The 24,183-nt window shown below is 63.7% G+C and carries 17 protein-coding genes; 3 read left to right on the forward strand and 14 right to left on the reverse strand.

Annotated elements, in window-relative coordinates; translation table 11 throughout:
- Positions 1-128 precede the first annotated feature (128 nt).
- The 14 genes from cls to purF form a co-directional block, all read right to left on the reverse strand.
- Complete coding sequence (gene cls, locus NE547_RS10710) at positions 129-1,667, reverse strand: cardiolipin synthase (protein ID WP_369807610.1); 1,539 nt, start codon at positions 1,665-1,667, stop codon at positions 129-131.
- A gap of 18 nt (positions 1,668-1,685) precedes the next feature.
- A complete protein-coding gene (locus NE547_RS10715) occupies positions 1,686-5,159 on the reverse strand; it encodes a DNA polymerase III subunit alpha (protein ID WP_256175884.1) in 3,474 nt (1,157 codons plus the stop codon).
- A 57-nt stretch (positions 5,160-5,216) separates the two neighbouring features.
- Positions 5,217-5,483, reverse strand: coding sequence for a hypothetical protein (locus tag NE547_RS10720; protein WP_186907867.1), 267 nt, complete (start codon positions 5,481-5,483; stop codon positions 5,217-5,219).
- 41 nt (positions 5,484-5,524) lie between these two features.
- A complete protein-coding gene (whiA, locus tag NE547_RS10725) occupies positions 5,525-6,418 on the reverse strand; it encodes a DNA-binding protein WhiA (protein WP_256175886.1) in 894 nt (297 codons plus the stop codon).
- A 57-nt stretch (positions 6,419-6,475) separates the two neighbouring features.
- The gene (gene yvcK, locus NE547_RS10730) at positions 6,476-7,498 is read right to left on the reverse strand and encodes a gluconeogenesis factor YvcK family protein (protein ID WP_186907869.1); all 1,023 of its coding nucleotides are present in this window, start codon (positions 7,496-7,498) and stop codon (positions 6,476-6,478) included.
- A gap of 13 nt (positions 7,499-7,511) precedes the next feature.
- A complete protein-coding gene (gene rapZ / locus NE547_RS10735; RefSeq protein ID WP_186907870.1) occupies positions 7,512-8,372 on the reverse strand; it encodes an RNase adapter RapZ in 861 nt (286 codons plus the stop codon).
- Between the two features lie 14 nt (positions 8,373-8,386).
- Positions 8,387-9,301, reverse strand: a complete 915-nt coding sequence (gene murB, locus NE547_RS10740; RefSeq protein ID WP_256175889.1) for a UDP-N-acetylmuramate dehydrogenase — start codon at positions 9,299-9,301, stop codon at positions 8,387-8,389.
- Positions 9,302-9,632: 331 nt separating this feature from the next.
- Positions 9,633-10,385 (reverse strand): glycoside hydrolase family 25 protein, encoded by a 753-nt coding sequence (locus NE547_RS10745; protein ID WP_186907872.1) that lies wholly within the window; start codon positions 10,383-10,385, stop codon positions 9,633-9,635.
- A 123-nt stretch (positions 10,386-10,508) separates the two neighbouring features.
- Positions 10,509-11,969 carry a glutamate synthase small subunit gene (locus tag NE547_RS10750; RefSeq protein ID WP_256175891.1) on the reverse strand — a complete coding sequence of 487 codons (1,461 nt, stop codon included), beginning with the start codon at positions 11,967-11,969 and terminating at the stop codon, positions 10,509-10,511.
- Between the two features lie 5 nt (positions 11,970-11,974).
- A complete protein-coding gene (gene gltB, locus NE547_RS10755; RefSeq protein ID WP_256175893.1) occupies positions 11,975-16,519 on the reverse strand; it encodes a glutamate synthase large subunit in 4,545 nt (1,514 codons plus the stop codon).
- 24 nt (positions 16,520-16,543) lie between these two features.
- Positions 16,544-17,761: an LL-diaminopimelate aminotransferase gene (locus NE547_RS10760; protein WP_256175895.1), complete on the reverse strand. Its 1,218-nt coding sequence runs from the start codon at positions 17,759-17,761 to the stop codon at positions 16,544-16,546.
- A 175-nt stretch (positions 17,762-17,936) separates the two neighbouring features.
- Positions 17,937-18,470 carry an ANTAR domain-containing response regulator gene (locus tag NE547_RS10765; RefSeq protein ID WP_256175897.1) on the reverse strand — a complete coding sequence of 178 codons (534 nt, stop codon included), beginning with the start codon at positions 18,468-18,470 and terminating at the stop codon, positions 17,937-17,939.
- A 42-nt stretch (positions 18,471-18,512) separates the two neighbouring features.
- Positions 18,513-19,844 (reverse strand): type I glutamate--ammonia ligase, encoded by a 1,332-nt coding sequence (gene glnA / locus NE547_RS10770; protein WP_186907877.1) that lies wholly within the window; start codon positions 19,842-19,844, stop codon positions 18,513-18,515.
- A gap of 533 nt (positions 19,845-20,377) precedes the next feature.
- Positions 20,378-21,742 (reverse strand): amidophosphoribosyltransferase, encoded by a 1,365-nt coding sequence (gene purF, locus NE547_RS10775; protein WP_256175899.1) that lies wholly within the window; start codon positions 21,740-21,742, stop codon positions 20,378-20,380.
- A 444-nt stretch (positions 21,743-22,186) separates the two neighbouring features.
- Between purF and NE547_RS10780 the strand changes: the two genes are divergently transcribed.
- The 3 genes from NE547_RS10780 (at position 22,187) to NE547_RS10790 (ending at position 24,114) form a co-directional block, all read left to right on the forward strand.
- Positions 22,187-22,516, forward strand: a complete 330-nt coding sequence (locus NE547_RS10780) for an asparagine synthase-related protein (RefSeq protein WP_256175901.1) — start codon at positions 22,187-22,189, stop codon at positions 22,514-22,516.
- 103 nt (positions 22,517-22,619) lie between these two features.
- Positions 22,620-23,792: a DUF362 domain-containing protein gene (locus NE547_RS10785; RefSeq protein WP_256175902.1), complete on the forward strand. Its 1,173-nt coding sequence runs from the start codon at positions 22,620-22,622 to the stop codon at positions 23,790-23,792.
- 109 nt (positions 23,793-23,901) lie between these two features.
- A complete protein-coding gene (locus NE547_RS10790; RefSeq protein ID WP_256175904.1) occupies positions 23,902-24,114 on the forward strand; it encodes a DUF378 domain-containing protein in 213 nt (70 codons plus the stop codon).
- The last annotated feature ends 69 nt before the right edge of the window (positions 24,115-24,183 follow it).

Consider the following 24,183-nt stretch of genomic DNA (forward strand, 5'->3'; position numbering starts at 1 on the left):
CCCGATATACAAGCGGCCTAATTTGATTCCGCCGCCTGCGGGCGGCGGAACTCTGCGAGGCGGGCAATGACGATACTCTTTCCGCACACTGAGCCGCCCCCGCCGGTTTTCCGGCGGGGGCGGCTCGTTCACACCAGCGGCGCCACCACCCGCAGGATGGAGCGCAGAAATTTCCGGGGCCAGGAGTGGCCGCGGCACTGTTCCAGGGTGACCGCCTGGCTCCGGGCCTGGGTCGCCAGGAAATCCGCCTTGATCTCCAATACCGTAGGGTCATTGCAAAGCCAAACTCCATCCTCAAAATGCAGGAACATGCTGCGGTAGTCCAGGTTGATGGATCCTACCGTGCCGTAACGATCGTCCACTGCAAAATTTTTCGCGTGGACAAAGCCGGGCGTGTATTCAAAAATCTGTACGCCCGCCTCCAGCAAGGGCTGGTAGTGGGCGCGGGTCAGCTCAAAGACCAGGCGCTTGTCCGGGACGTGGGGCGTGATGATGCGCACGTCCACCCCGGCCTTGGCCGCGTTGCACAGGGCGGTATTCACACTGTCGCTGACGATCAGGTAAGGCGTCATGATATAAACATAATTCTGCGCCTTGTTGATGAGGTTCAGGTATACCGTCTCCCCCACCGCCTCGTTATCCAGCGGGTTGTCCGTATAGGGCTGCACGAAATGGTTCCCGCCCGGCTCTGCCCCGGCAGGCGGCGCAGGCGCCCGGAAGCGGTCATAGTCCTCCTCTACCTCCCGGATGTATTCCCACATCGTCAGGAACATCACCGTCATGCTCCAAGCCGCCGCCCCCTTGACCTGGATCGCGCTGTCCTTCCAGTGCCCATAGCGCGGCTTGGCATTGATATACTCGTCGGCCAGGTTAATGCCGCCGGTAAAGGCGGTGTGCCCGTCGATGATGCAGAATTTCCGATGGTCCCGGTTGTTCATGCGGATGGAGAGCACCGGTTTGAAGCGGTTGAACGAGCAGCAGGGGATGCCGGTCTCGGCCTCCAGCTTCCGGTCATACCGCATCGGCAGCGTGGGCAGGCACCCCACATCGTCGTAGATGATGCGCACATCCACGCCCGCAGCGTGCTTTTCCTTGAGGATCTCCAGCACAGAGTCCCAGAAGATACCGGGAGCGATGATAAAGTATTCAAGGAAAATATAGCGCTTTGCATGGCGCAGCTCCTCCAGCATCACCGGAAACGCGTCGTCCCCCAGCGGAAAATAGCGGGTATCGGTATTGGTATAGGCGGGACAGTGGGCATACCGCTCCAGGTAACGGGACTGGATCACCGCATCCATTCCAAAGCCCGAAAGGGATTCCGCCTTACAGTCCTGCTCCAGCACCTCGATCATCTTGCGGTCCATTCCCTGCATTTTCCGCCGCATCCGCGCGGAAAGACGGTTGCCGCCGCACAGCAGGTACACCAGCCAGCCGAAGACCGGAAAAATGAGGATCGGGATGATCCAGGCGATCTTATACCCCGGGTCCGTCTGCCGGGAGACGATGATCAGTACCGCCAGGATGGACAGGATCACACAGTTCCAATAAAAATAAACGAAAAAGGCGGAAAAAAACACCATGGACACCAGCAGCAATGCCGCCTGGAAAACGATCAGGGCCGCAATCAGCACCGTCCGGTTGAAGATCAGCGAGGTGAGCTTTTTAATATTCACAGGTAGGCCTCCTCACTTCACGACGACATTTTCCGCCCCCAGCAGTTCCTCCAGCTCCCGTACCAGGGCCGGATGGACCACCACCGGAGTGGGGCTCGTCCACTGGTTTTCCGCCTCGAACTTTGCCTTGAACAGCTCCTCTCCCGGGAACATGGTCAAAATCAGCTGGATCTTTTTCCAGCGGGGGTCGTCCATACTGGGCACACGGATGTAAAGCTTTTTTGCTTTTCCACTCTCTTCGGAAGCGGCGGGTGCGGCTGTGCCCGCCTGCTCCAGAGGGCGCACCCGGTCGCACATGAGCTGGGGCGCCTTCTCGTCCCGGACGGAGATGCGCCCCTCCGCCAGGATGGGCATATTCTCTTTCAGATAAGGCCCGCACTCCGCCAGCACCCGTGCAAAAACCAGCATCTCCAGCGAGCCGGTGTCGTCCTCCAGCGTTACGTAGGCCATGAGCGTATTGTTCCGGGTGGTCTTGGTCTTGGAGGCCGTCACAACTCCGGCCAGCGTGAGGCGCTGGCCGTCCCGGTAGGCGCTGGGCCCGCTCTCCTGCTCAAAGTCGGAGAGCACGCCGCCGATGGGCGCCGCCTGGAAGCGCTTGGCCAGGTCCCGGTATTCGTCCATGGGATGGCCGGTGAGATAAAGGCCGGTGGTCTCCTTTTCCATACGCATCAGCTGACTGCGGCTGTACTCCGGGAGATTCTTCAGGTGCATCGCCGGGGCGGACTCCGTCACGTCCCCTCCCCCGCCGAACAGGTCAAACTGGCCTTCCAGGTTCTTGCGGCGGGTCTGGGCGATCTGGTCCACCACCGACTCGCACACGTCCAGCAGCTGGGAACGATAGACGCCCATGCTGTCAAACGCCCCGCATTTGATGAGGTTCTCCAGCACCCGCTTGTTCAGGTCCGCGTCAAACAGGCGCTGGCAGAAGTCCGGAAAACTGGAAAAGGCTCCCGCCTGTTCCCGCTCCGCCAGCACGGCGTTGATGAATCCCCGCCCTACGCCCTTGACCGCCACCAGTCCGAAGCGGATGTGGTCGCCGGACACGGTGAAATCCGCCCCGGACTCGTTGATATCCGGCGGCAGCAGGGGGATGCCGCATTCCTTGCATTCCGCGATATACTCGGCCACCTTCTCGCTGGAATCCAGTACGGAGGTCAGCAGGGCGGCCATGTACTCCTTGGTGTAGTGATACTTGAACCAGGCCGTCTGATAGGCCACGATGGCGTAACTCACCGCGTGGGCCTTGTTGAAGGCGTACTCGGCAAAGGCTTCGATCTCATCGTAAATATCCTGCGCCGTCTGCTCCGGGACGCCCCGGTTCACACAGCCGGTGATGCCCCGGTCCGAATCGCCGTAGACGAACGATTTCCGCTCCTGTTCGATCTGGGCCCGCTTTTTCTTTGAAATCGCCCGGCGCACCATATCCGCCTGTCCCAGAGTATACCCCGCCAGCTTGCGGAATATCTCGATGACCTGCTCCTGATAAACGATACAGCCGTAGGTCACCGACAAAATAGGCTCCAGAAGCGGGGTCTTGTACTTGACCTTGTCCGGATTGTGCTTGCAGGCGATGAAGCGCGGGATGGAATCCATAGGGCCGGGGCGGTAGAGGGCGATGATGGCGGTGATGTCCTCAATGTTCTGGGGCTTGAGGCCCACGCATACGCCGGTCATCCCCGCCGATTCCATCTGGAACACGCCGGAGGTCCGCCCGTCGGAAAGCATCCGGAACACCTCCGGATCGGAGTCCGGGATATCCGCCAGCGTAAAGCCCGGCTGCTTTGCCGCTACCAGCTTCACGGTGTCATCCAGAATGGTCAGGTTGCGCAGGCCCAGAAAATCCATTTTGAGCAGGCCCAGCTCCTCAAGGGTCGTCATCACATACTGCGTGACCACGGATTCGTCGTTTTTCGCCAGAGGCACATAATCCACCACCGGCCTGCGGGTGATGACCACCCCGGCGGCGTGGGTGGAGGCGTGGCGGGGCATGCCCTCGATGGCCCGCGCCGTGTCGATGAGAGTGCGGATGCGCTCGTCCCCCTCATAGGAGTCCTTGAGCTGTTTGGAGAGCTTGAGGGCGTCGTCCAGAGTGATGTGGAGGGTGGACGGCACCTGCTTGGCCACCGCGTCCACATCGGCATAGGGGATGTTCAGGGCCCGGCCCACGTCCCGGATGGCCCCGCGGGCGGCCATGGTGCCGAAGGTGACGATCTGGGCCACGTGGTCGGCGCCGTACTTGTCCTGGACATATTCAATGACCTCCTGGCGGCGGCGGATGCAGAAGTCGATGTCGATATCAGGCATCGTGACCCGCTCCGGGTTCAGAAAGCGCTCGAAATAGAGGCTGTATTTCATGGGGTCCACATCGGTGATCTTCATACAGTAGGCCACCATGCTCCCCGCCGCCGAGCCACGGCCCGGCCCCACCGGAATGCCCCGCCCCTTGGCGTAGCCGATGAAGTCGGAGACAATGAGGAAGTAGTCCACAAAGCCCATCTGCCGGATGACGCCCATCTCGTAGGTCAGCCGCTCCCGATAGGCCGCCGGGGCGTCGGGGTAGCGGCGGGCAAACCCCTCTTCACAGAGCTTTTGGAAGTAGGCGTCCCCGTCGTCATAGCCTTCGGGCAGCTTGAATTCCGGCAGATGGTGTACGCCGAACCGGAACTCCAGATTGCAGGCGTCGGCGATCTTCTGCGTGTTCTCCACCGCCTGGGGATAGTCGGGAAAGAGGGCCGCCATCTCCTCGGCGGACTTCACATAAAGTTCCTGGGTCTCCATCTTCAGGCGATTGGGGTCGTCCACCGTTTTGCCCATCTGGATGCACATCAGGGTGTCCTGCATCTGGGCGTCTTCCCGGCGGAGGTAGTGGGCGTCGTTGGTCACCACCAGGGGAATGCCGGTCTCCTGATGGATGCGCAGCAGTCCCTGATTGATCTCCGGGTCCCGGGGCAAGGCGTGGTCCTGAAGCTCCAGATAGTAGCCGTCCGCCCCAAAGAGCTCCCGCATCTCCAGCGCGGCGGCCTTGGCGGCCTCGTAATTGCCCGCCAGGATCAGGCGGGGCACCTCCCCCGACTGACAGGCGGACAGGGCGATCAGGCCTTCCGCGTGTTCCCGCAGCAGCTGCTTGTCGATGCGCGGCTTGATGTAGAAGCCCTCGGTAAAGGCCGCCGAGTCCAGAAAACAGAGGTTGCGGTAGCCTACTTCGTTTTTGCACAGGAGGATCAAATGGCGGGCCTCCGCGTCGTACTCGTGGACGCGGTCGGTGCGGCTCCGCGGGGCTACGTAGACCTCGCAGCCGATGATGGGCTTGACCCCCGCCGCCTTGCAGGCCTTATAAAAGTCCACCACGCCGTACATGACCCCGTGGTCGGTGATGGCCACGGCGCTCTGTCCCAGCTCCTTGACGCGCTTGACCAGCTCCGTGATGCGGCAGGCGCCGTCCAGCAGAGAAAATTCCGTATGGACATGCAGGTGGACGAAGGACATGCGATTCAGCTCCTTTTTGTTCTCTCCGGTGAGCGGCAGGGCGGACGCTGCGCCGCCCTACCGCCATTCCATGCGTTTCTTGCACTTGGGACAGGCAAACCCGCCCTCCGAAGTGCGCTCCATGGCCTGTTTGAAGACGCTCTCACCGCAGGACGGGCAGCGCAGGCCCCGCTCGGCGGCCACTGCGCTCACGCACAGCACGGCTCCGCCCAGGATGACGGGCACGCCGTTGTGCAGGAGGTATCCGGCCAGAAGGCCCGCAAAAAAGACCGCCACGCAGCACAGCAGCTGCTTTTTCCAAATGGAATTCAGTTTCCGTTCCATCCTTCCGCTCCCTCTCCCGCTTCCCATCGCCCGCAAGGGCCTCACCGTTTCGCCAGTCCCAACAGCTTTCGCAGCCGGTGATTGAGGGCCGACTTGCTCACCGGCGGGTCGCACAGGGTGCAGAGCTGGGACAGTGTCATTTCCGGATGCGCCATGCGCAGATCCACCGCTTCCTTGAGCTTGTCCGGCAGTTCCGCCAGCATGCCCCGCTGTTCCAGCGTATAGATGGCCTCGATCTGTTCCTGGGCGGCGTCCACCGCCTTGTCCAGGTTGTGGGCGTCACAGTTGACCCGGCGATTGACGCTCCCCCGCAAGTCTTTCTCCGCCTTGGCGTTCATGATCTCCATCGCGGCCAGCGGCGCGCCGATGGCCGTCAAAAAATCCTCAATCGCCTCGCTCTGCTTGAAATAGGTCAGGCTGTTCCCCTTGCGCAGGGTCTCCTTGGGGGAAAACCCCGCCTCCAGCAGCAGCGCGCGCAGCTCTCCGCTGACGCTCAGGTGCGCAGTGGCAAGCTCCAGATGGTAGCGCTTGGCCGGGTCAGTGACCGAGCCGCCCGCCAGAAAGGCCCCCCGGAAAAAGGCCGTACGGCAGTGTTCCTCCTCCAGCACGGCAAAATTGATGTGGTGGGCCAAGCTCTCCGCCGGGTTCTGGCCAAAGGCGGAAAAGAGGGCGCACAGCTTGTCCGGCGCGGTGATCTGAAAGGTCCGCTTGCCCGCCCCTTCCTCCGGCATGCGGTCAAAGGCGAGGCGAAAGGCTTTCTGAAACAGAGCGGGCAGACGCTGGGCAAACTCCGCCGACTCCGTGACGATCCGCACCTGCCGGGGGGTAAACTGGTTGCAATAGAGCAGCACCCCGTAGGTCTCCGCCTGAGCGCAGCAGCGGCGGGAGAGGGACGAGCGGCACAGTTCCGCTTTCACCTGTGAAGAAAAGGACATGGGCTACCTCCCCCCCGCCCCGGCAAACCGATGAGAAGAACGCTGGTCCAGGCGGGTTTAAAAAATTTTCGTGTCCGCCCGTTCGCTGTAGAGTTCCATCACCGCCTGGGCCAGACGCCGGACGGAGTGGCGGGCGTAATCCTGGGTCTCGGAGGCCAGGGGCCGCTCCACCACCTCCACGCCCAGCGCTTCGATCGCGTCCCGGTCCACAACGATGGGAGCGGCGTCCTCTTCCCGGTAGCGCTCCAGCAGGCCCTGGCGCACGGGGGCGCAGTTGCACAGGCACAGGTCCACCAGCGCCGGGGCGGAATGGCGCAGCAGGGCCTTCACATGGTCGCAGGCCGTCATGCCCTCGGTCTCCCCATCCTGGGTCATGATATTGCAGATGTAGATCTTCAGCGCGTCGGAGGCGCACACCGCATCGGAAATGCCGTCCACCAGCAGGTTTGGGATGACGCTGGTATACAGGCTTCCCGGCCCCAGCAGGATCAGGTCGGCCTGACGGATCGCACGCACCGCCTCCGGCAGCGCCTTGGGATGCTCGGGCAGCAGGCGCACACTCTCAATGCGGCAGTCCTGAGCCTTTTTGAAGGCACAGATCTTGGACTCCCCCAGCACCGTGGCGCCGTTTTCAAAGGTGGCCTCCAGCGCCACGTCGGCATTGGTCACCGGCAGCACCCGGCCGGAGATGGCCAGCACCTGGCTCATGCGGGCCACCGCCTGGTCGAAGGAATCGGAAATGCCGTTGAGGGCCGCCAGGATCAGATTCCCGAAGGACTGGCCCGTCAGGTTGCCGGAGCCCGCCGGGAAGCGGTAGGTCAACAGCTGCTGCATGACCGGCTCCACATTGGCCAGGGCCTCCATACAGTGGCGGATGTCCCCCGGCGGGGGCATGCCAAGGTCCTGGCGCAGCCTGCCGGATCCGCCTCCGTCATCCGCCACGGTGACGATAGCGGTCAGGTTCTTGGTGTGGTTTTTCAGGCCCCGCAGCATGGTGGAAAGGCCGGTGCCGCCGCCGATGGCGACCACACGGGGCCCCCGCTGCTCCCACCCGGCCTGGGCGCATTCGTCATGTTCCATCGCTGCGCCCTCCTTATGCACGGGTCATGTCCCGGTGGTTTTCCGTGGCTGGATAGCCCTTCCGGCGGATAAACTCCGCCAGGGCGCGGGTAATGGCGACGCTGCGGTGCTGTCCGCCGGTGCAGCCCACACCGATGACCAGCACCGTCTTTCCCTCCTCCACATACTGCGGCAGCAAAAAGCCCATCAGATGCTCCATATGGGTCATAAAGTCGCGGGTCTGCTGGTAGCCGAAGACGAAGCTGTACACCCCGTCGTCCAGGCCGGTCTGATGGCGCAGCTCGGCAATATAGTAGGGGTTGGGCAAAAAGCGCACGTCGAACACCAGGTCGGCCTCGATGGGGATGCCGTATTTAAAGCCGAAGGAGATGACGTTGACGCTCATCGCGGGCGTATCCGCCCCGCCGCCGAAGATCCGCAGCACCTCTCCCCGCAGCTTGGCGTTGGTCAGGGCCGAAGTGTCGATGATGTACTCCGCGCGCTGCCGGACGGGTGCAAGCACCGTGCGCTCCTGGCGCACCGCCTCATCCAGGGAACGGGACGCGCCCGCCAGCGGGTGGATGCGCCGGGTCTCCTTATAGCGCTTGATGATGGTCTCCACGCCGGCCTCCACGAAGAGGATCTTATAATCGCAGCCCATCCGATGCAGCGCCGACAGCGCCTCGAAGAGGCCCTCGAAGGTCTGTCCGCCCCGGATATCGGTGACCAGGGCCACCCGCTCATACCGCCCGGGAGAGGCCATGCACAGCTCCGCAAATTTCGGGATCAGCGGGGCGGGCAGATTGTCCACCACATAAAATCCGATGTCCTCCAAAAAGGAGGCCACCTTACTTTTTCCCGCCCCGGACAGGCCGGAGATCAGTATCAATTCCATATTGGTCACAGTCCTCAAAATCCCAAAAATTTCACTTCCGGCTCCAGCGCTACGCCGGTGCGCGCCAGAACCGTCTCCTGGACACGCGCGATGAGCCGCCGCACGTCGTCCGCCGTGGCTCCGCCCCGGTTGACAAGAAAGCCCGCGTGCTTCTCCGACACCTGGGCGCCGCCCACCCGCGTGCCCTTGAGCCCGCATTCCTCGATAAGCGCGGCGGCAAAGCGCCCCTCCGGCCGCTTGAAGGTGCTCCCGGCGCTGGGCCACTCCAGTGGCTGTTTCTCCCGCCGTTTGGCGGCCAGCTCGTCCATGCGGGCCTGGATGGCCTCCGCATCTCCCGGCTGGAGCTCCAGCTCCGCCTCCAGGACAAGCCAGTCCGGGTGGTCGGAGAACAGGCTGTGCCGGTAGGTCAGGGCGCACTCGGCGGCGGGCAGGGTGCGCTCCTCCCCCGCCCCGTCCAGATAGGTGACTGCGGTGAGCACCTGAACCATCTCCCCGCCATAGGCCCCGGCGTTCATCACCACTGCGCCCCCCAGAGTGCCGGGGATGCCGTGGGCGAACTCCAGGCCGGTCAGCCCCCGGCCCAGGGCCGCCCTGGCCAGCCGGGCCAGGGAGATGCCGCTCTCCGCCCGCAGGCGGCGGTTGGCCTCCCATACCCGATCCAGGCCGCTCACCTTGAGCACGAAGCCCTCGTAGCCGGCGTCCGACACCAGCAGATTGCTGCCATTTCCCAGGAAAAAGGGGGCGATCCCCTCCTCTGCGGCCGCCCGCACGGCGGCGGCGGCCTCTTTCCGGCTCCCGGGCAGCGCCATCAGACGGGCCGGCCCCCCCACCCGGAAGGTGGTGTGCCCCCGCATGGGCTCCTCCTCCCGCAGCTCCAGGCCGGGCAGCGTACGTTTCAATTCGGTCGCAAGGGCAGAAAAGCGATCCATACCCCACCTCCGTCAGGATCATTGATCAAGGCAACGCCGTACCACCGGCGGACAAGGCAGACGGGCTGACGCCCGGCTGCAAGGATGACGAAGCCGGATGTTCTCGCAGCCCCGAACAACCGCGTTGTCTCCCGTTTGCCGACGGTATCATTTTCCAAATGCCGTTTGCAGGAAACTTTGCGCCAAAAAGGTGAAAAACGCCGGAATCCTTTGTGTATCTCGCGTATTGCCAACACATTTACGGCGCAAAATTGCCGCAAAGCGCCGCAGGCATACTTGTGCTGCGCCGCCTTGCATTATTATATCAGATTTCGCGTTGGAATAGAAGAGCTCACGCCGGATTTCCAAAGCGCTGGAACTCCGCCGCGCCGCCCCGGAAGACGTTCAGGTCGATCTTGTCCTGGCTTCCGTAATAACCCGGGAGACGGGCGGTGTGCGAATACTGCCAGAAGGTCCAGCCCGGCACCAGCGGGAAGACCACCGGGCTGGAGCACCAGATGGGATAGGCCCCATAGTCTCCTCCCGCCAGATAGCGATAATAGGAGCGATAGGTCACATAGAGGATGGGCTTGACGCCGTAATACTCCTCCAAACGCGCCAGCAGCGGGTCCAGAATGGCGCGTACCGCCGCGCGCTCCGGCGGATCGGTCAGATAGGCGCCATAAAACTCGATATCCACCACTGGAGGCAGCATTCCCTCGGTCCGGGGCACCACGCTGATAAAATGATCCGCCTGGGCGTCTCCGGAGCTGTCGTAGCTGAGAAAGTGGTAAGCCCCCGCCCGGATGCCCGCCGCGAACGCGCCCGCCCAGTTGGCGGAAAATTGCCGGTCTTGCAGGGCGCTTCCTTCGGTGGCCTTGAGGAAGGCGAAGTCCACCCCCTGCTCCGCCAGGACGGGCCAGTCCACCACTCCCTGGTAGGAGGAGACATCCACGCCGAAAACCTCCCACTGCTCCGGGTCCGCCTCCTGGGCGAAGAGCAGCAGCCCCCGCCAGCGCAGCAGGCCCAAAAGCGCCAGCACGGCGGCGCAAAGAACCAGGAGGACCAGGGCGAGCCGTCCCAGTCCCCGTAAAACTTTTTTCAATCGTATCACCATAGAATATGATACCCGGATATCCGGGAAATGGCAACAAAAAAATCGTGGGCGCGCCGCAATGCGGCGCGCCCCGGCGTGTCGAACCGATTCGGCGCGCGCTTTGGCATGCGTTTATGGCAGATTGGTATAGCCCATCAGGTACTCGTCCACCGCCCGGGCCGCGCCGCGGCCCTCCCGGATGGCCCACACCACCAGGGACTGGCCCCGGCGCATATCGCCGGCGGCGAAGATTTTGCCCGCGCCGGCAGCATAACCGTCCGCCTGCGTTTTCACACAGGCGCGTGGGGTCAGCTCCAGGCCAAAGGCGTCGCTGACATACTTCTGCGCCCCCAGAAAGCCCGCGGCGATGAGCAGCAGCTCGCACTCCAGCACCGCTTCGCTCCCCGGCAGGGGCTTGCAATCGCTTCCCAGCCGGACGGTCTTGACGGCTTTCAGGTTTCCCTGTTCGTCCGGAAGCAATTCCGTAACGGTGGTCTGGTAGCGGCGCGGGTCCCGGCCAAAGACGGCGACGGCCTCCTCCTGACCGTAATCTGTCTTGCAGACGCGGGGCCACTCGGGCCAGGGATTGTTCCCGCCGCGCCGGTCGGGGGCCTTGGGCATCATCTCCAGCTGGACCACGCTCTTACAGCCGTGGCGGATACAGGTGCCCACGCAGTCATTGCCCGTATCGCCGCCGCCCACGACCACCACGTGTTTCCCCCGGGCGGAGGGGTACGCTCCGTCGGTCAGGCCGGAATTCAGCAGGCTGCGGGTGGTCTCCTTGAGGAAGTCCACCGCGAAGCAGACCCCACGGGTCTCCCGTCCGGCTACGTTCAGATCCCGGGGATCCGAGGCGCCGCAGCAGAGCACCACTGCGTCAAACTCCTGCAAAAGCTCCTTGGCCTTCCGGTCCCTCCCCACGTCCACGCCGCAGCGGAACGTCACGCCCTGCTCCCGCATCAGTGCGATCCGGCGCAGGACGACGGATTTCTCCAGCTTCATGTTGGGGATGCCGTACATCAGCAGGCCGCCGGGGCGGTCCTCCCGCTCAAAGACGGTGACGCTGTGGCCCCGCAGGCTCAGTTGGTCGGCGCAGGCCAGGCCGGAGGGGCCGGAGCCCACCACGGCCACCCGCTTTCCCGTGCGGGCGCCGCAGGGCCGGGGCCGGACCAGCCCCCGCTCCCAGGCGTCCTCGATGATCCCCAGCTCGTTTTCCTTGACGGTGACCGGCTGCCCATGCAATCCGCAGGTGCAGGCCGCCTCGCACAGGGCGGGGCAGACCCGTCCGGTAAATTCCGGAAAATTGTTGGTTTTTAAAAGCCGCTCCAGGGCGTGGCCGAAGTTGCCGGTATAGACCAGATCGTTCCATTCCGGCACCAGGTTGTGCAGCGGGCAGCCGGAGACCATGCCGCCCAGCACCGCGCCCGACTGGCAGAACGGCACGCCGCACTCCATGCAGCGCCCCCCCTGCCGCCGCCGCTCCTCCCGGTCCAGCCGGGGGTGAAACTCCTGATAATGCCGGATGCGCGCCTGGGGGTCCTCCGCCGGGTTGGCCTGGCGCTGGTATTCCAAAAATCCGGTAGGCTTTCCCATCTGCCTTACTCCCCTTTCTTGCCGGTGTTGACGTAAAAAGCCTCCACCTCCGCCTGCCGGCGGGTCATGCCCTTCTCCTCATACTGGGCGATGGTGCGCAGCATGCGGTCGTAATCGTGCGGCAGGATCTTCTTGAACCGCGGCAGACAGCCCTCAAAATCCGCCAGGATCTCCCGGCCGCGCGGAGAGCCGGTGGCGTCCACGTGGGCCTGGATGAGCGCCTTCAGTTCCGCGATATCGTGCTTCTCGGTGACCAGTTCCATCGAGACCAGTTCCTTGTTCAGACGCAGGTACAGATCCCGGTCCTCATCCAGGACAAAGGCCACCCCGCCGCTCATGCCCGCGGCGAAGTTGCGCCCGGTGCGGCCCAGAACCACCACCCGGCCGCCGGTCATGTACTCGCAGCCGTGGTCACCCACGCCTTCCACCACGGCGGTAGCACCGGAATTGCGCACGCAGAAGCGCTCTCCGGCCACGCCGTTGAGAAACGCCGTCCCGCTGGTGGCGCCGTACAGGGCCACGTTGCCCACCAGAATGTTTTCGCCGGCCTGGAACCGGCTGCCTCTGGGCGGATAAACCACCAGTTTACCGCCGGAGAGGCCTTTGCCCAGATAGTCGTTGGCGTCTCCCTCCAGCTCCAGGGTCAGGCCCTTTGGAATGAAGGCCCCGAAGGACTGCCCGCCGCCGCCGGTACATTTGACGGTAAAGGTATCCTCCTCCAGCGCGCCGCCGTGGAGCCGGGTGATGTCGGAGCCCAGGATCGCGCCTACGGCGCGGTCGGTACTGGACACCGCCACCTCCACCCGGCACTTTTTCCCCTGCTCCAGGGCCTTGCCCAGTTTCTTCTCCAGCGTCTTCAGGTCCACGCTCTGCTCCAGATGGAAGTCGAACACATCCTTGGGGTCAAAGTGGGTCTTGGTCCCGGCGGGATAGGGGTTGTCCAAAAGGGCGCGAAGGTCTACCGTGGCCGCCCGGCGGTTCACCGGGGGCCGGACCTTCAGCAGGTCGGTGCGGCCCACCAGCTCCTCCACGGTGCGCACGCCCAGCCGGGCCATGTGCTCCCGCAGCTCCTGAGCGATAAAGCGCATAAAGTTGACCACGTATTCCGGCTTGCCCGCAAAGCGACGGCGCAGCTCCGGATTCTGTGTGGCCACGCCCACGGGACAGGTGTCCAGGTTGCACACCCGCATCATCACGCATCCCATGGTCACCAGCGGCGCCGTGGCAAAGCCGAACTCCTCGGCGCCCAGCATGCAGGCGATCGCCACGTCCCGGCCGCTCATCAGCTTGCCGTCGGTCTCGATGACCACGCGGGAGCGCAGGTCGTTCCGGATCAGGGTCTGATGGGTCTCCGCCAGCCCCAGCTCCCAGGGCAGGCCCGCGTTATGGATGGACGTGCGGGGCGCGGCGCCGGTGCCGCCGTCATAGCCGGAGATGAGCACCACCTGGGCCCCGGCCTTGGCCACGCCGGCGGCGATGGTGCCCACCCCGGCCTCGCTGACCAGCTTCACCGAGATGCGTGCGTCCCGGTTGGCGTTTTTCAGGTCATAGATCAGCTGGGCCAAGTCCTCGATGGAGTAGATATCGTGGTGGGGCGGCGGGGAGATCAGGGTGACGCCGGGGGTGGAGTGGCGGCACTTGGCGATCCAGGGGTAGACCTTGCCGGCCGGCAGATGCCCGCCCTCGCCGGGCTTGGCGCCCTGGGCCATCTTGATCTGGATCTCCCGGGCGGATACCAGATACGCGCTGGTGACGCCGAAGCGGCCGGAGGCCACCTGCTTGATGGCGGAGTTGCGGGAGGGATCGCCCAGGCGGTCGGGCTCCTCGCCGCCCTCGCCGGAGTTGGACTTGCCGCCCAACAGGTTCATGGCCTGTGCCAGGCACTCGTGGGCCTCCTGCGAGATGGAGCCATAGCTCATGGCTCCGGTCTTGAAGCGCTTGACGATGGAGTCCACGCTCTCCACCTCGTCCAGGGGGAGCGGCGTATCCTGATACTCCATCTCCAGAAGGCCCCGGAGCGTGTGGGGCCTGGTCTCATCGTCCACCAGAGCGGTATACTGCTTGAACAGCGCGTAATCCCCCCTCCGGGCAGCCTGCTGCAGCAGGTGGATGGTCTGGGGATTGTACATGTGGTCCTCGGCTCCGGAACGGGCCTTGTGGACCCCCATGCTGTCCAGTGCGGGGTCGCATCCCAGGCCCAGCGGATCAAACGCCTTGGAGTGGTTGCGGTCCACCATTTCCTCAATCTCCTGCAGGCCGATGCCGCCCACCCGGGAGACGGTGTTGGTGAAATACGCGTCCACCACGTCCCGGTTGATGCCGATGGCCTCGAAGATCTGAGCGGACTGATAGGACTGGAGGGTGGAGATGCCCATCTTGGAGGCGATCTTCACGATGCCGTGGAGGATGGCCGCGTCGTAGTCGTCCACCGCCGTGTGAAAGTCCTTGTCCAGCAGGCCCTCCTCGATGAGCTCCACGATGGTCTCCTGGGCCAGATAGGGATGGATGGCCCGGGCGCCGTAGCCCAGCAGGGTGGCAAAATGGTGGACGTCCCGGGGCTCGGCGGACTCCAGCAGGATGGAGACCGCCGTGCGCTTCTTGGTGCGGACCAGGTACTGCTCAATGGCGGATACCGCCAGCAGGGACGGGATGGCCACATGGTTTTCATCCACGCCCCGGTCGGAGAGGACCACGATGTTGGCCCCGTCCCGGTAGGCCCGGTCCACCGCCACAAAGAGATGCTCCAGCGCCCGCTGCAGAGGCGTATTCTTATAGTAGAGGATGGAGACGGTCTCTACCTGGAAGCCGGGGCGCTTCATGGCCTTGATCTTCATCATGTCGGTGGAGGTGAGGATGGGGTTTCGGATCTGGAGGACCCGGCAGTTTTCCGCCCGTTCCTCCAGCAGGTTCCCGTCGTCTCCGGCATAGACGGTGGTGTCGGTGACGATCTCTTCCCGGATCGCGTCGATGGGCGGATTGGTCACCTGGGCAAAGAGCTGCTTGAAATAGTGAAACAGGGGCTGATCCTTGTCGTCCAGCACCGCAAGGGGGATATCGGTCCCCATAGCGGCGGTGGGCTCCGCCCCGGTGCGGGCCATCGGCAGGATGGTATTGCGCACATCCTCATAGGTATAACCGAACGCCTTCTGCAGGCGGGCCCGCTGCTGCTTGGAGCTGACGGGCGCCCGGTGGTTGGGCACCTCCAGGTCGGACAGGTGGACCAGGTTGCGGTCCAGCCATTCGCCGTAGGGCTGGCGGGAGGCGTAGCGCTGCTTGAGCTCCTCGTCCCCGATGACGCGCCCTTCTTTGGTATCCACCAGCAGCATCCGCCCCGGCTGGAGGCGGGATTTCTCCACGATGCGCTCCGGCGGGAGATCCAGCACCCCCACCTCGGAGGCGAGGATGAGCTTATCGTCGTCCGTCACGTAATACCGGGAGGGCCGCAGGCCGTTGCGGTCCAGCACCGCGCCCACCACGTCGCCGTCGGAGAAGAGGATGGAGGCCGGACCGTCCCAGGGCTCCATGAGCGTGGCGTAATACTGGTACAGATCCCGCTTGGAGCGGGAAATGGTGCGGTCGTTGCTCCAGGGCTCCGGGATCGCCACCATGACGGCCAGAGGCAGGTCCATGCCCGCCATCATCAGAAACTCCAGCGTATTGTCCAGCATGGCCGAGTCGGAGCCGGAGACGTTGACCACCGGCAGCACCTTGTCCATATCCCCGTCCAGCAGCCGGGAGGACATGGTCTCCTCCCGGGCCAGCATACGGTCCACATTGCCCCGGATAGTGTTGATCTCGCCGTTGTGGGCCATGAGGCGGTTGGGGTGGGCCCGCTCCCAGGACGGGTTGGTGTTGGTGGAGAAGCGGGAGTGGACCAGGGCCACGGCGGACTCATAGTCGCGGCTTTGCAGATCCGGATAGAAGCCCCGCAGCTGTTCCACCAGAAACATGCCCTTATAGACGATGGTACGGCTGGACAGGGAGGCTACATAGGTGTTGTCGTTGGACTGCTCGAACACCCGGCGCACCACATAGAGCTTCCGGTCAAAGCCAAGGCCCCGCTCCAGCCGCTCCGGACGCTTCACAAAGCCCTGCTCCATGTAGGGCATCTTGGCCAAGGCCTTGTGTCCCAGGATCTCCGGACATACGGGCACCGCACGCCAGCCCAGAAACTCCAGCCCCTCCTTCTGCACGATGACCTCGAACATCTTCTTGGCCTGCATGCGCTTGAGGGTGTCCTGGGGAAAGAAGAACATCCCGATGCCGTAATCCCGCTCCTCCCCCAGGGAAAAGCCCAGACTTTTCACGGCCTTGGCAAAAAATTTGTGGGAGATCTGCATCAGGATGCCCACGCCGTCGCCGGTCTTTCCCTCGGCGTCCTTGCCCGCCCGGTGCTCCAGCTTTTCCACGATCTTCAGCGCCTCGTCCACATTCCGGTGGCTGCGGCGGCCCTTGATGTCCACCACCGCGCCGATGCCGCAGGCGTCATGCTCAAAGGCCGGAGAATAGAGCCCGCTCTGCCGGCCGGCCTCGTACTTGCGTCGTTCCATTTGTAAGCCCCCCTTGGGTGGTTTTCAGAGTACCGCTCGAATCCGCTCCACCGCCTCTGCAGTGTCCTCCGCGCCGCCGAACGCGCTCAGGCGGATATAGCCCTCCCCGCTGGGCCCGAAGCCCGCGCCGGGCGTCGTGACCACGCCCGCCTGCTGGAGCAGCAGGTCGAAAAAGGCCCAGGAACCCATGCCGTGCGGCGTTTTCGCCCAGACATAGGGGGAATTCTCCCCACCGGAGACGGTGAGGCCCGCCCCGGCCAGGCCCGCCTGGATGACCCGGGCGTTGTTTTGATAAAAGGCGATGGTCTCCCGCACCTGGGCGCGGCCCGCATCCGAATACACCGCCTGGGCGCCCCGCTGCACCACATAGGGCACGCCGTTGAATTTCGTGGTCTGGCGGCGGTTCCACAGCGTGTTCAGACTTGCGCCGCCCCGCTCCAGGTCCCTGGGCACCACCGTATAGGCGCAGCGGTTTCCGGTAAAGCCCGCCGTCTTGGAGAAGGAGCGGAATTCGATGGCGCAGCGCCGGGCGCCCTCGATCTCAAAAATGCTGTGCGGAATGGAGGGATCGCTGATAAAGGCCTCGTAGGCCGAATCGAACAGGATCACCGCCCCCCGGCTCTCGGCGTAATCCACCCAGGCCTGCAGCTGTTCCCGGGTGGCCACCGCGCCGGTGGGGTTATTGGGAAAGCACAGGTAGATCAGATCCACCTTGCTCTCCGGCGGAGCGGGCGCAAAGCCGTTCTCCGCCGTACAGGGCATATAGACCAGATTGCTCCAGCGGCCCACGGCCTCGCTGTACTCCCCCGCCCGGCCCGCCATGGCGTTGGTATCCACGTACACCGGGTACACCGGGTCGCACACCGCCACCACATTGTCCACACCGAAGATATCCCCGATGTTGCCGCAGTCGCTTTTGGCGCCGTCGGAGATGAAGATCTCGTCCGGAGCGATCTCCGCGCCCCGCGCCTGATAGTCGTATTCCGCGATGGCCTGGCGGAGAAAGTCATAGCCCTGCTCCGGACCGTAACCCCGGAAGCCCTCCACCGTGCCCATCTCGTCTACGGCCGCATGCATGGCGGAGATCACCGCCGGGGCCAGCGGCCGGGTCACATCCCCGATGCCCAGGCGGATGAGCCGCTTGTCCGGGTTCTTCTGGCCATAGGCCGTCACATGGCGTGCGATCTCGGTAAAGAGGTAGCTGCCGGGCAGCTTGCGGTAGTTCTCATTGATTTTAGTCATCGCAGTTTGCTCCTTTGCAATCAGGTTTCACTGGCGGCATCCCCCCTTGGATCCCGCCACGGTGCGCTGGCGGCCGGGCGCTGGAACGGCGCAGATAGCAGAGTGGCGGCAGTCACGCTCTCTGACTGCCGCCACAAGACCGCTTCGTCTTATGCTATCGTTCTATGTATATGGCTTATGCGCCCTCTAATACCAGCTGCGCGGTCTGAATCAGCTTGGCGCCGCTGTCCATGCTCCTTTTCTGGAGGAACCGGTGGGCCTGGGCCTCGGTCATGCCGTGGCGGTCCATCAGCACCTGCTTGGCCTGGACGATGACGGCCTGCTCCTCCTCGCTGCGGCGGGGCCTCACGTAGCGCTCCAGACGGTGCCCTACCTGCAGGAGCATCCGCACCGAGGCGATCAGATCGCCCTTGGCCACCGGGGAGGCCAGTTTGAAGATATCGTCGTTCTGACACAGGTCCAGCAGGCTCTGAACCGCGACCACCAGCATGGCGCAGGTGGGCGGCAGATCCTCAAACAGCCCCTCCGCCGATTCGTCGGCAAATTTGTAGCCGCAGACCACCGTGCTGACATGCAGCTTGCTGACGGCCCGCTTGACCTGATCGCCGGACCGGCAGACGATGCAGGAGGCGGTCCCGGTATTCTCCAGGATCTCCTTGATCCGCCAGCAGCTTTTATCGCTTTCGAAGGCGACAATCACCTTCTCCATTCTTCTACCACTCCTTTTCTTAAGGAGTATCTAAGGGCGGTATCAGTAGTTGATGATATACTTTTCCCGCTCCCAGGAAGAGACGCGGGTACGGTACTCGTCCCACTCCTTCCTCTTACCCTCAATATAATTCTCGGCCACATGCGCGCCCAGCGCGTCCAGAATGAGCGAATCCTCCTGCATGGCCTTGACCGCTTCCTCCAGCGAGCCGGGCAGGCTGTCGATGCCGCGCGCGTCACGGGCGGCCTGATCCATGGCAAAGATGTTCTCGGTGATCTCCGCGGGCGGGACCAGGCCCTTCTCGATGCCGTCCAGGCCGGCGGCCAGACAGACGGCCAGCTCCAGATAGGGGTTGCAGCAGGGGTCGGGGCTGCGCAGCTCCACGCGGGTGGACTGGCCGCGGGAAGCGGGGATGCGGATCAGCGCGGAGCGGTTGGAGGCCGACCAGGCCAGATAGCAGGGAGCCTCATAGCCGGGCACCAAACGCTTGTAGGAGTTGACCAGCGGATTGGTGATGGCGGCGAAGCCCTTCACATGGGCCAGCAGGCCGGCGATAAAGGAGTAGGCCTCCCTGGACAGGCCCTTTTCCCCATTCGGGTCATAGAACGCGTTCTTGCCGTTCCGGAACAGAGACATATTGGTATGCATGCCGGAGCCGTTGATGCCGAAGATGGGCTTGGGCATAAACGTGGCGTGCAGGCCGTTCTTCTGCGCCAGCGTCTTGACCGCCAGCTTGAAGGTCATGATCTTGTCGGCGCACTCCAGCGCAGGGGCGTACTTGAAGTCGATCTCGTGCTGGCCCTCGGCCACCTCATGGTGGCTGGCCTCGATCTCATATCCCATCTGCTCCAGGGCCAGGCAGATCTCGCGGCGGGTGCCCTCGCCATGGTCCAGCGGGCCCAGGTCAAAATAGCCGGCCTCGTCGTTGGTCTTGGTGGTGGGCTTGCCCTCGTCGTCGGTCTGGAACAGGAAGAACTCGGCCTCGGGCCCAACGTTGAAGGTGTCGTAGCCCATCTTCCTGGCCTTGTCCAGCACACGCTTGAGCACGCCGCGGGGGTCGCCCACGAAGGGGGTGCCGTCGGGATTGTACACGTCGCAGATCAGGCGGGCCACCTTGCCGTGCTGGGGCCGCCAGGGGAAGACCACGAAGGAGTCCAGATCGGGATACAGGTATTGGTCGGACTCGTCGATCCGCACAAAGCCCTCGATGGAAGAACCGTCGAACATGATCTGGTTATTGACCGCCTTCTCGATCTGGGAAGCGGTGATGGCCACATTCTTGAGCTGGCCGAAGATGTCGGTGAACTGAAGACGGACAAATTCAATATCCTCTTCTTTTACCATGCGAATGATGTCTTCCTTGGTGTACGCCATTGCGGGTATCCCCTTTCATCCTTGAAATTACCGGTTTGATGTGGCGTTTTTGCAGATACGGCGGTATCTGTAAAAAGAAGGCGCTCCGCCCTGTGGGTCGGAACGCCTTCGTTCGCAACTGATGGTTTGAGTATACGACCTCCGGCGTGTTCTGTCAAGGCATTTGTGAAGGATTTCGCATCTTTGTTGCAAATATCAGGGACAGACACTACAGCCGCCCATCCTTTATGCAACTTTTGCACAAGCCGGCTGCAAACGCAGGAGCTTGGTCATCTGCACGCTTCCATGGCGGAGCGCACATGCACGCCGCCCCTGCGTCAAGGCCCGATTCATGCGCCGTGCGCTGCGGCTTCCGCCAGGCCTCGATGGGATATTTCCCGGTAAAGCAGCCGCCGCAGAACTTCCCCGCACAATGTTTCATTGTGCGGGGCCCCTTTGAACTTACCTGCTCGGCGGAAGTAAATTCCGCCTGCGCCAAGGTTTTGCCTTCGGCAAAACGCTTGTACGCCCCGTTCGGCGCGCTGCGGCTTCCGCTAGACGTCGATGGGATATTTCCCGGTAAAGCAGCCGTCGCAGAAGCCGCAGGCGGCGTCGGGGGCGATCTGGTGCAGGGCGTCCAGGCTCAGGAAGCCCAGGCTGTCCGCGCCGATCATCGCCCGGATCTCCTCCGGGGAATAGTTGCATGCGATCAGGTTTTCCTTGTCCGGGATATCGGTGCCAAAATAGCAGGGCGCGATGAAAGGAGGCGCGGAGGAGCGCATGTGGACCTCTTTTGCCCCCGCCTCCCGCAGCAGATTGACGATCTGGCGGGAGGTGGTGCCCCGGACGATGGAATCGTCCACCATCACGACCCGTCTGCCCTCCACGCAGCTCTTCAGGGGCCCCAGCTTGATGCGCACCGCCTGCTCCCGGCTCTGCTGGCCGGGGGTGATAAAGGTGCGGCCGATGTAACGGTTTTTTACCAGGCCTACCCCGTAGGGAATACCGGACTCCTCGGCGTAGCCCATGGCGGCGTCCAAACCGGAATCCGGCACGCCGATGACCACGTCGGCCTCCACCGGGTGCTCCTTCGCCAGAAAGCGCCCCTCCAGGCGGCGGGCATCATGCACGGACTGACCGCAGAGGACCGAATCCGGCCGGGCGAAGTAGATATATTCAAATATGCACATGTGGCTGCTGGCGCCCTTGCAGTTGTCCCGGAGGGACCGCACCTCGCCCTCTTCCACCACGACGATCTCACCCGGGTCCAGCTCCCGCTCAAATTTCGCCCCCACGGCGCCCAGGGCGCAGGATTCGGAGGCAAACACGACGGCATCGCCCCGGCGGCCCATGCACAGCGGCCGGAAGCCCCAGGGGTCCCGGGCGGCAATGAGCTTGCGGGCGGACATGACGATGAGCGAGAACGCCCCATGCAGATGGCGGGTGGCCCGGGCCACCGCCTCTTCCGCAGAGGGGCAATGAAGCCGCTCCTGCGCGATGGCATAGGCGATGATCTCCGAATCGGTCGTGGTCTGGAAGATGCCGCCCCGGTACTCGAAGTCCGTGCGCAGCTTGGGCGTGTTCACCAGGTTGCCGTTGTGGGCCAGGGCCAGGGTGCCCTTGACATATTTCAGCGTCAGAGGCTGGGCGTTCTCCCGGCGCACGCCGCCGGTGGTGGCGTAACGAACGTGGCCCACCGCCATCGTACCGCCCAGCTCGTCCAGGATCGAACTGCTGAACACGTCCCCCACCAGCCCCAGATCCTTGTGGAACGAGAGCTCCCGGTCGTTGATGGCTGCAATGCCGCAGGCCTCCTGCCCCCGGTGCTGCAGCGCGTACAGACCGTAATAGGCGGTGCGGGCGCAGTCCCCCGCCGGGTCGTAGACGCCGAAAACGCCGCACTCCTCGTGGATTGACATGGGCTCTCCCCCAATTCGCTTTTCAGGATGGTAAAATCCTATCACAGCCCCGCGTTCATTACAATCGTGACTTTTGTGCGATTTTTCGGCAGAGGGCCCAAAAAATTCCGTTTATGTCCACAAGGAAACAAAGCCCCGGCGGCGCATATACTAAGACGGAACAAGGGCGTTCCCTTTCTGGAACAGGAAGGGACGCTTTTTTGCGTTTTAGGAGGGATGCTTTTATGTGCGGGATCGCGGAATAGATCGATTCCGGCGGGGCTGTGAGACGCGTACGCAGGCGTACCAGGCCATGCAGGCCGCCCTGCAGCGGCGGGGACCGGACCAGGAGGGGCTTTATCGGACGCCTCAGGCGGCGTTGGTGCACACCCGCCTGTGCGTCATGGACCCGGCGGGCGGAGCGCAGCCCATGCTGCTGCGCGCGGGGAGGAGGAGCTGGCGCTGGTGTACAACGGGGAGCTCTACAACACTCCGGAGCGGCGCACGGCCATGGAGGGCTGGCTGCCGGAAGAGGTGCTCCAACGGAACAAGAGCCCCTACCCCAAGACCCATCACCCCGCCTACCTGCAGGCGGTCTCCCGCCGCCTGCAGGAGCTGCTGGACATCCCCGGCGCTCCCCTGTTCCAGCTCGTGGACCGCGCCGCCCTGATGGAACTGCTCCAGGCGCGCACCGAGACGCCCTGGTACGGCCAGCTGATGACCGTGCCCCAGACCATCGCCTACTTTCTGCAGGTCAACCACTGGCTGGAGCGTTACCGCATCCGTCTGGGATAGCGTGCGTCCCGCCCGGGAAGGCGGATGCTCCCTGCCCCGGTTGATTTTCCACGCAGATCAGGCTATACTGATCTTCAGCTGTCCCAGGGATGGAGGAATACGCATGGAGTGCAGGGTTTTTGTGGCCGCCTGTCCGGATTATGCGCAGGCGGAGGAAAAAACAGCGGAATTGATTGAACGGATGGGCGGGATGGGGCGCTTCGCCCGCCCGGGGGAAACCCTGCTGCTGAAGGCCAATCTTCTGGCGGCAGCGGGGCCGGAGCAGGCGGTGAGCACCCACCCGGCCGTGGTGGGCGCGGCGGCGAAGCTGGTGGCCGGGCAGGGAGCAAGGGCGGTCATCGGCGACAGTCCCGGCGGGCCCTATCTGGAGTCCGGGCTGCGCCACCTCTATGAAAAGACCGGTATGAGGGCCGCCGCAGAGGCCTCCGGCGCGGCGCTCAACTACGACGTGTCCACCCGCCAGATCTCCCTGCCCGAAGGAAAGGTGCTGCACAGTGCTCAGGTTATCGCACCGGCGGTGGAGAGCGACGGCATCCTCAACTTATGCAAGCTAAAGACCCATCTGTTTATGAGCATGACCGGCGCGGTGAAAAACCACTTCGGGCTGATCCCCGGCGTAACCAAAGTGGGGTTCCACGCCAGCCACCAGGATAAGGGGCAGTTTGCCGACATGCTGCTGGATCTGGCGCTCTGGGCCGCGCCCCGGCTGAACCTCATGGACGCGGTGCTGGCCATGGAGGGCGAGGGGCCGGGAGCCTCCGGCACGCCCCGCCCCGTGGGGCTGCTCCTGGCGTCGGAAAACCCGCTGGCGCTGGACATCGTGGCCGGAGAGATCATCGGCCTGCCCCGGCTCGGCAACCCGGTGCTGCTGGCCGCCCAGCGACGGGGCCTGCCCAGCCGCATCGAAGAGGTGGAGCTGGTAGGGGCCGGGATCGATGCGCTGCGCATCCCGGACTACCGCTTCCCAGCCCATGTGCGCACCAATATCATGGAGTTTCTGGGGCCGCTTACCGGCCCCGCGGCCCGGCTGGCCAAGTCCTGGATGGCTCAGACCCCTCAAATCAGGCCCGAGCGCTGTGTGGGCTGCGGCATCTGCAAAAACGCCTGCCCCGCCGGGGCGATCACCCTGGAAGCGCACCGGGCCCGCATCGATTCCCGTAACTGTATCCACTGCTACTGCTGCCATGAGCTGTGTCCCCAAAAAGCCGTGGCGCTGAAGCAGGGCGCGCTGAGCCGTCTGTTCCAATCCCAATCCGTGCACCGGCGGAGGCATTGAGCGGCCCACCCGGATAAGCTCCCATCATGGATCCAAAATTTTTGTATGAAGCCGCCCTCAGCGGGTGATACTAAGGTCGGTATCTCAATTTGAGGAGGAAGTTCATACCATGATTATCGACAAGATCGCCCTCGTCCTGGCTATCATCGGCGGCCTCAACTGGGGCAGCATCGGCATTTTCGGATTTGACTTCGTGGCCTTCGCCTTTGGCGGACAGACCAGCGCCTTCAGCCGCGTCATCTATACTCTGGTGGGTCTGGCCGCGATCTGGTGCATCTCCCTGCTCTTCCGGGAGCGGGACGCCGTGGACGAGACAACCTGACCCTCTTTCCCCCTTTCAAGCCCCCGCCGTATCCAGTACGGCGGGGGCTTGACTTTTTTCAGTTTACCG

This window comes from Flavonifractor sp. DFI.6.63 (assembly GCF_024462255.1).
GTDB classification, from domain to species: domain Bacteria; phylum Bacillota; class Clostridia; order Oscillospirales; family Oscillospiraceae; genus Lawsonibacter_A; species Lawsonibacter_A hominis.

Excerpts from the sequence above, each read along its gene's own strand:
- whiA (WP_256175886.1), bottom strand. The coding sequence starts at position 6,418 with ATGTCCTTTTCTTCACAGGTGAAAGCGGAACTGTGCCGCTCGTCCCTC.
- murB (WP_256175889.1), bottom strand. The coding sequence starts at position 9,301 with ATGGATCGCTTTTCTGCCCTTGCGACCGAATTGAAACGTACGCTGCCC.
- gltB (WP_256175893.1), bottom strand. The coding sequence starts at position 16,519 with ATGGAACGACGCAAGTACGAGGCCGGCCGGCAGAGCGGGCTCTATTCT.
- purF (WP_256175899.1), bottom strand. The coding sequence starts at position 21,742 with ATGTCAATCCACGAGGAGTGCGGCGTTTTCGGCGTCTACGACCCGGCG.
- NE547_RS10750 (WP_256175891.1), bottom strand. The coding sequence starts at position 11,969 with ATGGGAAAGCCTACCGGATTTTTGGAATACCAGCGCCAGGCCAACCCG.
- glnA (WP_186907877.1), bottom strand. The coding sequence starts at position 19,844 with ATGGCGTACACCAAGGAAGACATCATTCGCATGGTAAAAGAAGAGGAT.
- NE547_RS10720 (WP_186907867.1), bottom strand. The coding sequence starts at position 5,483 with ATGGAACGGAAACTGAATTCCATTTGGAAAAAGCAGCTGCTGTGCTGC.
- NE547_RS10785 (WP_256175902.1), top strand. The coding sequence starts at position 22,620 with ATGGAGTGCAGGGTTTTTGTGGCCGCCTGTCCGGATTATGCGCAGGCG.
- NE547_RS10790 (WP_256175904.1), top strand. The coding sequence starts at position 23,902 with ATGATTATCGACAAGATCGCCCTCGTCCTGGCTATCATCGGCGGCCTC.
- NE547_RS10760 (WP_256175895.1), bottom strand. The coding sequence starts at position 17,761 with ATGACTAAAATCAATGAGAACTACCGCAAGCTGCCCGGCAGCTACCTC.
- yvcK (WP_186907869.1), bottom strand. The coding sequence starts at position 7,498 with ATGGAACATGACGAATGCGCCCAGGCCGGGTGGGAGCAGCGGGGGCCC.
- rapZ (WP_186907870.1), bottom strand. The coding sequence starts at position 8,372 with ATGGAATTGATACTGATCTCCGGCCTGTCCGGGGCGGGAAAAAGTAAG.
- NE547_RS10765 (WP_256175897.1), bottom strand. The coding sequence starts at position 18,470 with ATGGAGAAGGTGATTGTCGCCTTCGAAAGCGATAAAAGCTGCTGGCGG.
- NE547_RS10715 (WP_256175884.1), bottom strand. The coding sequence starts at position 5,159 with ATGTCCTTCGTCCACCTGCATGTCCATACGGAATTTTCTCTGCTGGAC.